This is a genomic window from Croceicoccus estronivorus (genome assembly GCF_001625325.1).
Classification (GTDB): Bacteria; Pseudomonadota; Alphaproteobacteria; order Sphingomonadales; family Sphingomonadaceae; genus Caenibius; species Caenibius estronivorus.
In genome coordinates this window covers 135,208-147,104 of sequence record NZ_JRQQ01000002.1, presented here as the reverse complement: position 1 = coordinate 147,104, position 11,897 = coordinate 135,208, and the positions used below count along the sequence as shown (strand labels likewise).

General features: G+C 62.4%; 13 protein-coding genes. 10 read left to right on the top strand and 3 right to left on the bottom strand.

Features of this window, described 5'->3' with window-relative positions:
• Positions 1-6: 6 nt before the first annotated feature.
• Complete coding sequence (locus MB02_RS03815; protein WP_067532787.1) at positions 7-330, bottom strand: YnfA family protein; 324 nt, start codon at positions 328-330, stop codon at positions 7-9.
• Between the two features lie 147 nt (positions 331-477).
• Here MB02_RS03815 and MB02_RS03810 point away from each other — a divergent pair, with 147 nt between their 5' ends.
• Positions 478-1,086: a hypothetical protein gene (locus MB02_RS03810; RefSeq protein ID WP_067532784.1), complete on the top strand. Its 609-nt coding sequence runs from the start codon at positions 478-480 to the stop codon at positions 1,084-1,086.
• Positions 1,087-1,107: 21 nt separating this feature from the next.
• Here the strand turns inward: MB02_RS03810 and MB02_RS03805 are convergent, their stop codons facing one another.
• Complete coding sequence (locus tag MB02_RS03805) at positions 1,108-1,410, bottom strand: DNA-binding protein (protein ID WP_067532781.1); 303 nt, start codon at positions 1,408-1,410, stop codon at positions 1,108-1,110.
• Between the two features lie 388 nt (positions 1,411-1,798).
• On the opposite strand from MB02_RS03805, the gene MB02_RS03800 reads away from it, so the two are divergent.
• The 9 genes from MB02_RS03800 to MB02_RS03765 all read left to right on the top strand — a co-directional run bounded on the left by MB02_RS03800 (position 1,799) and on the right by MB02_RS03765 (position 9,734).
• The gene (locus tag MB02_RS03800; RefSeq protein WP_067534063.1) at positions 1,799-2,125 is read left to right on the top strand and encodes a DUF736 domain-containing protein; all 327 of its coding nucleotides are present in this window, start codon (positions 1,799-1,801) and stop codon (positions 2,123-2,125) included.
• Positions 2,126-2,320: 195 nt separating this feature from the next.
• Positions 2,321-2,533: a helix-turn-helix transcriptional regulator gene (locus MB02_RS03795; RefSeq protein ID WP_067532778.1), complete on the top strand. Its 213-nt coding sequence runs from the start codon at positions 2,321-2,323 to the stop codon at positions 2,531-2,533.
• On the top strand, positions 2,530-3,099 hold the full coding sequence (locus MB02_RS03790) for a S26 family signal peptidase (protein WP_067532775.1): 570 nt from the start codon (positions 2,530-2,532) through the stop codon (positions 3,097-3,099). Before MB02_RS03795 ends, MB02_RS03790 begins: the two co-directional genes overlap by 4 nt.
• Positions 3,087-3,821, top strand: a complete 735-nt coding sequence (locus MB02_RS03785) for a lytic transglycosylase domain-containing protein (RefSeq protein ID WP_067532772.1) — start codon at positions 3,087-3,089, stop codon at positions 3,819-3,821. Before MB02_RS03790 ends, MB02_RS03785 begins: the two co-directional genes overlap by 13 nt.
• A 186-nt stretch (positions 3,822-4,007) precedes the next feature.
• The gene (locus MB02_RS17770; RefSeq protein WP_170304620.1) at positions 4,008-4,157 is read left to right on the top strand and encodes a hypothetical protein; all 150 of its coding nucleotides are present in this window, start codon (positions 4,008-4,010) and stop codon (positions 4,155-4,157) included.
• Between the two features lie 322 nt (positions 4,158-4,479).
• Entirely contained in the window at positions 4,480-6,447 is a 1,968-nt protein-coding gene (gene rlxS / locus MB02_RS03780; RefSeq protein ID WP_067532770.1) for a relaxase/mobilization nuclease RlxS, read from the top strand.
• Positions 6,448-6,907: 460 nt separating this feature from the next.
• Entirely contained in the window at positions 6,908-7,366 is a 459-nt protein-coding gene (locus tag MB02_RS03775; protein WP_067532768.1) for a mobile mystery protein A, read from the top strand.
• The gene (locus tag MB02_RS03770) at positions 7,363-7,950 is read left to right on the top strand and encodes a mobile mystery protein B (RefSeq protein WP_067532765.1); all 588 of its coding nucleotides are present in this window, start codon (positions 7,363-7,365) and stop codon (positions 7,948-7,950) included. Before MB02_RS03775 ends, MB02_RS03770 begins: the two co-directional genes overlap by 4 nt.
• A complete protein-coding gene (locus tag MB02_RS03765) occupies positions 7,950-9,734 on the top strand; it encodes an HsdM family class I SAM-dependent methyltransferase (RefSeq protein WP_067532762.1) in 1,785 nt (594 codons plus the stop codon). The genes MB02_RS03770 and MB02_RS03765 overlap by 1 nt, the downstream gene beginning before the upstream one ends.
• Here the strand turns inward: MB02_RS03765 and MB02_RS03760 are convergent.
• Positions 9,686-11,896 carry a hypothetical protein gene (locus MB02_RS03760; RefSeq protein WP_082825949.1) on the bottom strand — a complete coding sequence of 737 codons (2,211 nt, stop codon included), beginning with the start codon at positions 11,894-11,896 and terminating at the stop codon, positions 9,686-9,688. The genes MB02_RS03765 and MB02_RS03760 overlap by 49 nt on opposite strands.
• Position 11,897 lies beyond the last annotated feature (1 nt).

The window sequence follows — 11,897 nt, the reverse complement described above, 5'->3', positions numbered from 1 at the left end:
ATATGTTCACGTCGTTCTCGGACCCCAAAGAATGATGGCCGCGCCAAGCAGGCAGATAGCGGCACCAAGCATATCCCATCTATCTGGCCGGATATCTTCAGCCGCCCACAGCCATAGCAGTGCAGAGGCGATATAGATGCCGCCATAGGCGGCGTAGGTTCTGCCCGCATATTCTGCATCCACAAGTGTCAGCAGATAAGCAAACAGGCATAGCGAGCCGATACCCGGCACGATCCACAATGCCGACTTGTCCAGTCTCAGCCACGCCCAGAAGGCGAAGCATCCCGCGATTTCCGCCAGTGCGGCTCCAAGATAAATTACATATGTCACGCTTCGCTTCTCGCATTCACGGGTGCGCTCCGCAACGCGGCGCGAATATCGCGCACAGATATTATCTCCGCCTGTTTTCCGACTTTACCTCCGCTGCGAGAGGCGGAATAGTCGCGGCATAGTTATTGAAATATCGGAGTCCTGACCATGCGGCGTACTGTGCTTTTGCTTTCGATTGGTCTGCTCGCTGCCTGTAGCGAAGCCTCTACCCCTTCCGGCAGCGAGACCGCCGCCGCGACGAATGAAAGCGACGCCGTGGCATCGGCTGAGAGCGAGGGAGACGGCAACGCCGCGCCCGTCGCCACGTCTCTCCCGGTAAGTGGTGAAGCTGCCGGCGATACGGCCGGAGCCGAACCGCAACAGGCGTCGGTCCCCAAGGGCGAAACCGTCGCCAGCCTGCCTTTGCAGCGCGGCTTTTACGTCGCGGATGGCACATCTTGCGGACAGGCATCGAACGCGACGCTCATGCTCGTGCGCAAGAGCGGCGTCAACACGTCGCGCGTTCCCTGCGATTTCAAATCGATCGAAAAGACCGGCGCGAACAGTTACCGCGTGACCGAAACCTGTTCGGAAGGCGGCGCGGCGTGGGGCACCGAGGAACATATTTCCACCAACGTCTCGACCTACGAAATCCCCAACAATACCAGCTTCACTTCGAAATCCGACAGCGGTTGGGAAAGCAGCGCGCGCTATTGTCCGCAATCGAGCCTGCCCGAACCCTGGCGCAACAACGACATTGCCGACCTTATCAATTGATGCCGGGCAATCCGGGCGTCATCACACATCGTCCTCGCCCACCGGGCCGCCTTCGCCCTCCAGCCTGTTGATCGCGCGCACGTCCTTCGCGGTGAACTTGAGGCGCACCCCGACGCCGCCCGCGTCCTCTTCGGGCAGGAACAGCGCGCCGCTTTCCTCCAGCGCGTGGCGCAGCCGGGCTTTGGCATCGTCATCGAGCTCGGCGCGGCCAGCCTCGAAATCGGCCAGCGCGCTTGCGTCCAGCGTGGCGAGGCGGGCGACATGATCGCGCGGCAATTGCACCAGCGCCCGCGCCGCGCGGGCCAGCGATCCGGTAATCGTCATAGGGCCTCCGTCGGAATTGCGGCCTGCAGCATATCGGACATGGCGCGCAGAGCGACTCCTTTCGCCTCTTTTCTGATCGCGGTTCGGAGGCGGGCAACGCAGCCATAGGGCAGAAGCTCGCTTGCTTTTCGCGGTCGCCGGAGCGACCCATGGCTCTTTCCCGCTGGACCTATGGCCGGTCCCGGCCTGCCCGCAACCGCCGGTTGCGGGCTATTTTCCCCGCCTCCGCTTCGCTGCGGCTCCTCGCGCCCGCTGCGCTTCAAAATAGCCCGTCCCGGCGGTCCTCCGCTTCGCTGCGATCCTTCGGATGCAGCCCGTCCATGCCGTCCATCACGGTCCGCTCATCGCCGGGGATCGGCTCTGGCGAACACACGAAAGGACCTATACCATGTCTGCAATCGGCTATGTCACCCGCGAGCCCGATACCGATGTCTACAAGGGCCAGATCAGGACGCTCTCGATCCGCACCGATGTCGAAATCGTCCCCAACCGCGCCAAATCCGCGCCCAACCAGCCCGATTACCGGGTGCTGTCCGGCCCGGTCGAACTCGGCGCGGGCTGGATCAGGACCGGCGAACGTTCGGGCAAGGATTATGTCTCGCTCGCCATCGCCGCGCCGGAATTCGGGCCGCGCCGCATCTACGTCAATCTCGGTCGCGCGGCCGAGCAGGACGATGACGATGTTTATGCCCTGATCTGGAATCCCGCCGACTGAACCCGCCGATGCCCCCATGCCCTAGCGGCATGGGGGCTTTCGCGATGTTCTCCTCCCGTTCCCTAACGATTTTGCAGATCGCGAAAATCGAGCGCTCACAGCCCGCCTGCCTGCGCGCATCGTCGCTTCGTCACGCGGTCGTTTGCCCCCTTCGGCCGCGTGACACCCCAAAGTGATCCTGGCGGGAGACCGGCGATGGACGATGCGAGAGAGGCGCGGGCGGGAAGCCCATTCCTGAACACCAAGCAGGCGGCCGCATGGCTGAGCCTGTCCGCGCGCACGCTCGAGAAGATGCGCGTTCGCGGCCGTGGCCCGCGTTATCGCAAGCATGGCGGCGTCGTGCGCTACCATATCGCCGACCTCGAAAGCTGGTCGGCCGGGCGGGCGAAGACGAGGACATCGCAATGACCCGGCCGCCCCTGCCGCTGCTCGAATGGCAGCCGCCGCTTGCCGGACGCCCGCGCCGCCGTTGCGCGATCCTGCTGGCCGGTGCTGTCGGCCTCGCCTTGCTCGGCGCGTCCGCCGCGCTCGATTTCGCGGTCAATCCTGCGCTGCGTCTCGTCTGGAATGCCTCTGCGAGCGCGCCGATCGGTTTCTGGCGCATCGATCCCCGTGCACGCATCGATCGCGGCGACATGGTGCTCGTGCATACGCCCGGCAGCGTTCGCCGGCTTGCCGCCAGACGCCATTATCTGCCCGCCAATGTGCCGCTTCTGAAGCGTGTCGTCGCGCGCAGGGGGAGCGAAGTCTGCGCGCTGGGACCGGCTATCTTCATCGACGGGCGTTTGACGACGACACGGCACAAGGCCGACCGGCAGGGCCGTCCGCTGCCCTGGTGGCATGGCTGCGAGCGCCTGCACGAAGGACGATTGTTCCTGCTGATGGATCATCCCGATTCGTTCGACGGTCGCTATTTCGGGCCGGTCGATGAGACGAGCGTGATCGGCAAGGCGACACCATTATGGCTGCGCTGAGCCGTGTCTTTTCGTCCGTGCTGGCGGCGTCGATGGCGCTCGCCATGCCTGCCGTAGCCCAGACCGCAGATGCGCCAGACGTGTCGCAACCGGGTCTCCCCGCTGCACCGGTGGTCGAGCGCTGGCGGCCCTATATCGCCGAAGCCTCGCGCCGTTTCGGGATTCCGCAAGCATGGATCGCTGCCGTCATGCAGGCCGAAAGCGCCGGGCTGACCCATTTGCAGGGCCGTCCGATCACCAGCCATGCCGGTGCTATGGGCCTGATGCAGCTCATGCCCGGCACCTGGGCGGCCATGCGGCGGCAACATGGTCTGGGTGGCGACCCCTATGATCCGCACGACAATATATTGGCAGGCGCGGCCTATCTGCGCGCCATGTATGACCGGTTCGGCTATCCCGGATTGTTCGCCGCCTACAATGCCGGACCGGCACGTTACGAGCGCCATCTGCGCACCGGGCAGGCGCTTCCCACCGAAACGCGGGACTATATCGCGCAGCTTGCCAAGGTTCCGGCAACACCCTCCATGCCGTCTGCGATCCTGTCGGGAACGCGGCTGTTCTTTCCGCTCGGCGGCGCCGAAAATGCGGCGCGGAAGGAAGCTGAACCGTCTCCCGCCCGGACAGAATCAGTCCCCGAACAGCCGGCATCGGGCGGGCTGTTCGTGCCGTTGAACCCGCCACCGACTGACCCGAAACCATCGTCATCGCGCGAGAGGAAGTAGGGGTGTCCGTTCAATTCCACCCAGTATCCGGCATGGATCGAACCGCCTCAAGGACGACGGTTCCCCCAATTTTGCTGCCGCAAAATCGGCTACCCCATCGCCGCTGGCGCGGCCGCTGCGCGGCCCTTGACCCGGTTCGCTCCATACCGGGCGCCGCCTTCCGTCTTTCACATGACGGAGGAAATCATGAGAGTCGAACAGCAGATCGAGGAACTGCGCGCCGAGCTTCGCGGCATCACCGATCCGATCGAAATTCGCCAGATCGAAGCCGAGTTGCAAGCGGCGCTTTCGAAAGCTGCGGAACTGGAAGCGACGATCGATCCCTGGCCGGATTGATCGTCCGCGTTGGAGGCGGGGGCGGTGTCGCCGGGAGATCGCTTTGGCTTTCCGGGTGGCTGCGAAGGGCGGAATTGCGTGGATTCGGGCATTTTGAGGGGGAAGGGCGCGGGAGTGCAAGATTAAAGCTCGGTCTCTCAAGCGAGCCCAAGCCATTGTCTGCACATCGTTTTTTCACGAGACAGGTGGCAGGCACGGAGAGACAGGACGCGGCTAAGCCGTTGATTTCACTAGGACTCGAGCGAGACACGTGGATGTACTCGTGGCTCCTGGCGCAGCCTTCGCATTCCACCACCATTTCCGCATCACGCGAGCCGTTGCAATGAGCGACGACGACGATTTCACACCCAGGCTCGGGAAGCCGCGCAATGCCGGTGGCAGGAAAGCGCGCACCTATCTTCAGCGGGTGCTTCAGGCGCGCACTCTGGCGGGCGGAGCGCGCCGCATCACCCTCGCCTTTACCGGCAGCCGCATCGCGCGCGGCAATGTCGCGGGCCGGCAGCTTGCGAGCCGCGACCGGTTTGCCACCTGGCGCCACCGCCGTGTCATGGTGAAGTCGCGGATCGTCCGGTTCGATAAGGCCAAGGGGCTGGGCGCGGCCCGCGCGCATCTGCGCTACATCCAGCGCGACGGCGTCACCCGCGATGGTGAACGCGGCCGGCTCTACTCGACCGATAGCGAGCGGGCGGACGGCAAGGCATTCATCGAGCGACAGACGGACGATCGCCACCAGTTCCGTTTCATCGTCTCGCCGGAGGATGGCGAACAGTATGACGACCTGAAGCCGCTCACGCGCCGGTTGATGGCGCAGATGGAACAGGATTTGGGAACGAAGCTCGACTGGGTTGCGGTCGATCATTTCAACACGGGCCATCCCCACACCCATATCGTTATCCGCGGCAAGGACGAGCGGGGCCGGGATCTCGTCATCGGCCGCGAATATCTGACGCAGGGCCTTCGTGAACGTGCCGCCGAACTGGTCTCGCTCGACCTTGGGCCGCGCACCGATATCGAAATCGAAAACCGCCTGGCACATGAGATCGAGCAGGAGCGGTTGACCAGTATAGACCGGCGCTTGCTGCACACCATGGACGAAGACCGCATCGTCGCCGTGACGGATCGCGATCCCTTCCACCAATCCTTGCGCGCAGGACGATTACAGAAACTGGGGCACCTTGGTCTTGCCGACGAGATCGAACCGGGGCGCTGGCAGCTTGCCGAAGGCATGGACGATACGCTTCACCGCATGGGTGAGCGCGGCGACATCATCCGGACCATGCAGCGCGCCTTCACCGAGCATGGCCTTCAGCGCATGGCGGCCGACTATGCGATCACCGAACCGGCACGGATGACGCCGATTGTCGGACGTGTCGTCGAGCGCGGCCTGTCCGATGAGGCGAATGACCGCCACTATCTGATTGTCGACGCTACCGATGGACGCAGCCATTATGTCGATATCGGTAGGGGCGATGCGACCGACGTCATTCCGGACAATGCCATCGTCCGGATCGCGCCGAAGCCGACCGAGGCCCGCGCCGTAGATCATACTATTGCTGAGATCGCGGCGGCCAATGACGGGCACTACAGCGTGGACATCCATTTGCGCCACGATTCCGCGGCAACCCAGACCTTCGCCGAAACCCATGTGCGGCGTCTGGAAGCGATGCGCCGGGCGATACGAAGCGTTGAGCGCGATGTGGACGGGACATGGAGCATCGCGCCCGACCATGTCGAGCGGGCCGCGGCGTTCGAAGCCCATCGGGCAAGGGCCGCTCCGGTTATCGTCGATACGCTGTCATCAATTCCGCTCGACCGGCAGGTCGCAACAGATGGCGCGACTTGGTTGGACCGGGAGTTGATCGCCACCAATCCCGAACCCTTGCGCGAGGCGGGGTTCGGGGAGGACGCGGGCGCCGCGCTCGCCCAACGCCGCCAATGGTTGATCGAGCAGGGTCTGGCGCTGGAGGAACAGGGGTGTATCGTCTATCGGACCAATCTGCTCGCTACGCTCCGGCGGCGTGAGCTTAACCGGGTCGCCGGACAGCTATCGGGCGAATTGGGCCTCGCCTATACCGAGGCCAGACCCGGCGAGCGCATCGAGGGTATTTACAGGCGTCCGGTCGAACTGGCTTCGGGACGCTATGCCCTGATTGAAAAGAGCCGGGAATTTACGCTGCTTCCCTGGCGGCCGGTGCTGGAGCTGCATCTGGACAAGCAAGTGTCGGGCATCATGCGCGGCGACAGCATCAATTGGACCATCGGGCGGCAGCGCGGACCGTCGATTTTGTGAATGGGAATGGCGGACATTCCGGAACGGCAGGTTTTAGGGCGAAGTGCGCGGATAGCTGCCCTTCGCTAAGGCCATGCTTGTTGAAGCGTCCAGGGCGGTCCCTGGATCGGCAGCACTCCCGCTGCGATCAGCGGCATAATTCGGACGCCGGCGGCCAGTGGCGTTTCGCCGTCCATCCTGATGGGCGCATTGCCTGCGACTTGTGGGCCTACGCGCTTGAGCATGTCTCGAGCGGGCCTGTACCGGTGGCATGATCGCCATCGAGGATCGAGTGCGTCGCCGCATTTGCTATGGTGGCTTTACAATTTCGTACGTCGGTGGGGCGCAATCTCCCTTCAACGCAATGCCAAATATGTAGCTTTAATTTATGGACTCGATATAAAGCTATGGCTTTATCAATTGTGCAGCGCTATAAAGCTGTGTATTGATTCATGGCGAGATATGATAAAGTTGAGGATTTATGAAGCCCGCGATCCGAACCCGAGCCCGAGACCGGCTCGACAGCAAATTGGCGTCGATCAAGCCGATCGACTGCTTCGCCATGCCCCCCAAAGGCTGGGTTCGTGCCATTCGCGACGCAATCGGCATGACTGGCGCGCAGTTAGGCAAAAGGATTGGCATGACGGCCCAAGGCGTCGTCAGTCTTGAACGTTCGGAAGCGAATGGGACAATCCAGCTCAGCACTCTACGGCGGGCCGCCGAAGCGATGGACTGCGTACTGGTCTATGCGCTCGTGCCCAAAACAAGCTTGGCCGATATGGTGGATCACAGGGCGCGTGAAATCGCCCTTCGAGCACTCGGCCGCGTCTCGCATTCCATGGCACTCGAAGATCAGCAGGTTGATCGCGATCTGGAGAAACGGATTCAAACCTACATTGAGACAGCGTTGCGCGATCGTGATCTCTGGGAGTCCACGTGAGCGACGTCTTTGCGCAGCCGGATGATGCGACGCCCCTCGACGCCGAAGAGCGCGAAGGGTTGCAGCAAACATGGATCACCACCCGCGCCGACCTCAACGAGGCGGAGCAGGCGAATATTGATGACGCGGTCGCCTGGATCGATCGCCGGCGCAACGCTGATATCCTTACCGAGGGTTTCGTTTTCGAACTGCACAAGCGAATGTTCGGGGATGTCTGGTCTTGGGCAGGTTTGACCCGGAAGACGGGAAAAAATATCGGTGTCGAACCGCAGCAAATTCATATTCAGCTCGGCGGGCTGCTGCGGGATGCGCGATATTGGATCGAACACAAATCCTTCTCGCCCGACGAGATAGCGGTCCGGCTCCATCACGGACTTGTTGCAATCCATCCATTCCCAAACGGAAACGGCCGCCACGCCAGACTGCTGGCCGATCTCCTTATCGCCCAACTCGGTGGCGAACCCTTCAGCTGGGGCGGCGGAACGCTGCGCGATATCGGAACACTTCGCGCCGAATATATCGGCGGATTGCGCGCCGCCGATAAGCACGACTTCGTATCGCTGCTGGACTTTGCAAGAAGCTGATGGCCTCCGTTTCATCACCTTCCGGCGACGCCAGCTTCAGGCAATTGCTCGCTTTCGTCCGCGAACACCGCAAGCCAATTCTCGAGCAGTTCGATCCGGCGGACTTCTGCCTGTCACTGATCGACAATCGAGACGATTCCGAAATCATCTTGTCGGCGCGGAAGCTTATCGATCCGCTCGAGCCGGATGTGCAGGACTATGCGATCTCAAGCGCTTATACGCGACTCATCGGGGAAGACGTTCGCAAGGCGCTTTCGGCTTATTTTACGCCTCCTGCGCTGGCCGCCGCCGCTTTGGCAGCGATCGGCGAACTGGCAGATCCCGCTCAGCAACTTAGAATACTCGATCCCGCGTGCGGAGGAGGGTCCTTTCTCGTTCCCACGGCGAGGCTCTTGATCGAGCGCCGGATTCGTCAGGGACAAGCGCCCGCGCATGCTTGTGCCGAGGTGCTCGACCAGCTCAAGGGCATTGAGATCGATGCGGGCTTGGCCCGCATCTCGGCCGCCTTGGTTCGCCGAATGATTTCGCGGGAATGGAATATCGATGTCGATACGAGCGAGCTGGTCCTCTGCGCCAACGCCTTGACCGCCGAACTCCTTCCGACCTTTGATATCGCGATTGGGAATCCGCCCTATAGCAAGGTCTGGCGCAAAGGTGCCGACGAAGCCAAGGCATTGGCGGGACGCGCCGATCTTGGCGGTCATACCAACCTTTACTCACTGTTCGTGATCCGCGCGCTCGACTGGTTACGTCCCGGCGGCGGGCTTGTGTTTGTGCTTCCAACAAGTTTCGTCGCGGGTACATATTTTGCTGGCTTGCGCGAGGAGATATTGGACCGCGCCGACGTCGTCCGCCTCGACCTTCATCAGCAGCGTGAGGATCTGTTCCTCGACGCGACCCAGGATGTTTGCTTGCTGGTGTTGCGCCGACATCGTCCCAACCGGCTTGCCGAACCCAGGCCCTATACATTGGGGGTGATCGACGCGTCGGGTATCCGCACCGTGCTGGGAACGGCTGACACGCCGGCCGGCGGTGAGCCTTGGTCGTTGCCCGTTCCGATTTCAGAATCCAGCGGAGGCCACCATCAGCTCGTCGGGTCGGCGCCCGCGGCGACCATTGCCGATTATGGCTACCGGATGCGGGTCGGCAAAATAGTCCCAACGCGCGAGGGCGAGCGTCTCTACGCCGCTGCCGCGTCTGGTCGCTTGCCCGTGCTCTGGGCTTCTGACGTTCGACCCGACGGGACGTTCGCCTTCCAAGGCGGCAGACGAACGTCTGCGGCGGCATGGTACGCACCTGTCGATCCGATGAAAGTGCCCTATGCGAGCTTTGGCCGATCCGTGCTGGTGCAGCGCACTAGTAATCGGGATCAGCAGCGCAGGCTTAACGCTACAGCGATCACACAGGCGTTCGCAGAGAAGCACGCGAAGCGGGGGTATGTCGCCGAAAATCACGTTATCGTGATTGAGCCGATCGCCGGGGAAGTCGCTGTAGAGCCAGAGATATTGGCCGCTTTGCTCAACTCGGTGACCATGAACCGTCGCTTTTCGGCCGTGTCCGGAAGTTTCAGCGTTTCGGCACGCCTGCTCGCGCGTTTGGCACTCCCTCCCGCCGACGCGCTTCCGAGCGATCCCCGCGCGGTTGAGAATTTGCTGCCGAACCTGTTGTCGCCGATCGACGGCATTCTAGTGCCCAAGCCCGCGCAGCCCGACGACGCAAAAAGCAGCAGAAAAATTCAGCCACCTTCCGACGCGGCGGCGAGATCGCGGACGACTTCAAAATAGCCAGCGAGCGGTGTCTGGTCGGCATCCCAAGGCGGAGCGCGTCCTCCAACCAATGCGGCACGGGAGAGGAGATGGTTGCCAGCAATGCAGGATGTTTCGGGGATCATAATGCAGGCCGGGCAAGCGCCACCACGATGATCGCACAGCGTACCCGAACCGCAGCGTAGCTCACGGCGAGATACGAGGTAGTCCAGGAAGGCGGCATTGTGGTCGCGCCACATCGAAGAGAGATTCCCGAGATCTTCGGTCATTCCACGGCGATGGACGAGAAAGGCGAGGTCTGCCGGGAAAATCGCCTCGCTCATCGAGCCAAGGTCCAGACCTGAAAACCGCGCGATGCCGTGCATCACGTGATGCGAGAAGCTGTGCAGCAACAAATAGACAGTTGAGGCAATATCGCGGCTGCGGCTCTGCGCGGCTTCATCGCGAACCGCAAAATCGGGAAGAAACATGCCAAAATCGACATAGCTCTCGATCAACTCGCCGCCGATTGTTCGTGGTGCGGGCGGGGGCGTCGCCATTACTCCATTGCGGCGCAAGAACTCGGCGACCGCGACGCTGTCGAGCCGAATATAAAGCGCTTCGTTCTGCTGTTCGATGACATAAATCGGGCGCTTGTCATTGGGGAGCTGCGGAAAGCCGACCAGTCGGACCGGCATCGGCCGGTTTTTCTGTACCGTCACGGGCGTCGCGGAAACCCGCGTAAATCCGAACGAGAACTCCACCATATCGAGGTCGCGAATGAGCCGCGCCTCCGCGATTCCGGAGCGCGCCAGTGCCTCGTCGACGCGCGCGCTGTATACGGTTTCATTTTCGGGGTCGCCGAACTCGGCGCAGAGATCGGCCTGTGCGGTCCGAAGATCGGCCGATTGGTCAGCTGTCAGCTTGCGCCTGCGTAACGCGTCGTGCTCGACAGTGCTGCGGATCGGATCATAGCGACGCGCATAGCCCGCGCGATCGATGATCTGCTGCTGCAGGCGTGAGCTCGCCTGTGTCTCGCGATCCACATCCCCATCGTTGTACCATGCCTGCAGCATGTCCCGCGCCATATCGTCATAACTGCTGGCATCCTGCCCGTTGGCGCGCGCCGCATCCGCCTGGCGAAGGATGCTCTCATAAATGCCGAACATTCCCGCGCGGCCCCGGTTTTCGAGCTGCGCGCGAATGCGCTCCGGACTGGGATCGCTTCCCCCGAAGCCGTGCAGGCCGGCGACGCGATCGGTCAAATCGGTGAGCCTCGTCGGCCCCATGATCGTGACGATGTCGGGGTCGGCGTCGTAGACGATGAATCTGGCGGTCTGGACGTAAAAAACGGGGGACGCGCGATAGGAGATCGGGATCATGTTGATCTCGCTCCATTCGTGCGAAACACCTTCATCCATTCGTGGCTTGAGCCAGGCAAGACTCAATGGGTCGGTTTGATAGACTTCGCGTTCGGCGGCACAGCCGGTGCAGCGAAAGCACCATCGGCTGAACTGGTTGCCCTGCTTGATCAACCGGAAGTCTGCAGCGCCGCATTGGCAGCGCGGGATCTTTCGTAGTTCGCCTTGCGCGTCGAGCGTGTTGCGATACGGGGACAGCCCCTCGAGCGCACCAGACCAGTGGACATAGACGACGTCGAGCTGACGCCATTTGCATTCGCGCTCGCCATTATGCGCGCGACAGGCGGTTGGCAGTGGGTCGAACAGTTGGTGAGCGGGCGAAAGATATTCGCGGACAATTTCGCACTGGTCGCAGCGATAGACCAGCGGGCCGGGGATATAGCCCATACGTTCGGGGCGCAGGAATTCGAATTGGTCGCTGGCGAGCTCGACGCCGCTCAGGCCGCGCCGTGTCTGATTGAAGAAGCAGCTGTCAAGCAATTGGACTTCATAGACCGGCGCTGGTCGATTGTTGGCAATGGCCATGCCGCGGGCAAGCCAGCTCTGGCAGTATTCGGTCATGCTTTCGAAGATTTGATCGCGGCGGGTCGAACGCCCCGAGAAGTCGATCGCCGCACCCTCGATCGGTGCTGCGATACAGGCACCCTTGCCGCCCTCCCAGGTGAACATGGCACCTGGCGCATAGGCCGTTGCAAGCTGCGGCTGCGACCGGTTCATGCTTGGGGGGCGGGGGCGCTGGACATTGCGGCCGCCTGCGGCCTGCGCTTGGCTGTCGCTCATA

Coding starts and splice junctions, on each gene's coding strand:
- MB02_RS03810 (WP_067532784.1), top strand. CDS start 478: ATGCGGCGTACTGTGCTTTTGCTTTCGATTGGTCTGCTCGCTGCCTGT.
- MB02_RS03805 (WP_067532781.1), bottom strand. CDS start 1,410: ATGACGATTACCGGATCGCTGGCCCGCGCGGCGCGGGCGCTGGTGCAA.
- MB02_RS03800 (WP_067534063.1), top strand. CDS start 1,799: ATGTCTGCAATCGGCTATGTCACCCGCGAGCCCGATACCGATGTCTAC.
- MB02_RS03795 (WP_067532778.1), top strand. CDS start 2,321: ATGGACGATGCGAGAGAGGCGCGGGCGGGAAGCCCATTCCTGAACACC.
- MB02_RS03790 (WP_067532775.1), top strand. CDS start 2,530: ATGACCCGGCCGCCCCTGCCGCTGCTCGAATGGCAGCCGCCGCTTGCC.
- MB02_RS03785 (WP_067532772.1), top strand. CDS start 3,087: ATGGCTGCGCTGAGCCGTGTCTTTTCGTCCGTGCTGGCGGCGTCGATG.
- MB02_RS17770 (WP_170304620.1), top strand. CDS start 4,008: ATGAGAGTCGAACAGCAGATCGAGGAACTGCGCGCCGAGCTTCGCGGC.
- rlxS (WP_067532770.1), top strand. CDS start 4,480: ATGAGCGACGACGACGATTTCACACCCAGGCTCGGGAAGCCGCGCAAT.
- MB02_RS03775 (WP_067532768.1), top strand. CDS start 6,908: ATGAAGCCCGCGATCCGAACCCGAGCCCGAGACCGGCTCGACAGCAAA.
- MB02_RS03765 (WP_067532762.1), top strand. CDS start 7,950: ATGGCCTCCGTTTCATCACCTTCCGGCGACGCCAGCTTCAGGCAATTG.
- MB02_RS03760 (WP_082825949.1), bottom strand. CDS start 11,896: ATGAGCGACAGCCAAGCGCAGGCCGCAGGCGGCCGCAATGTCCAGCGC.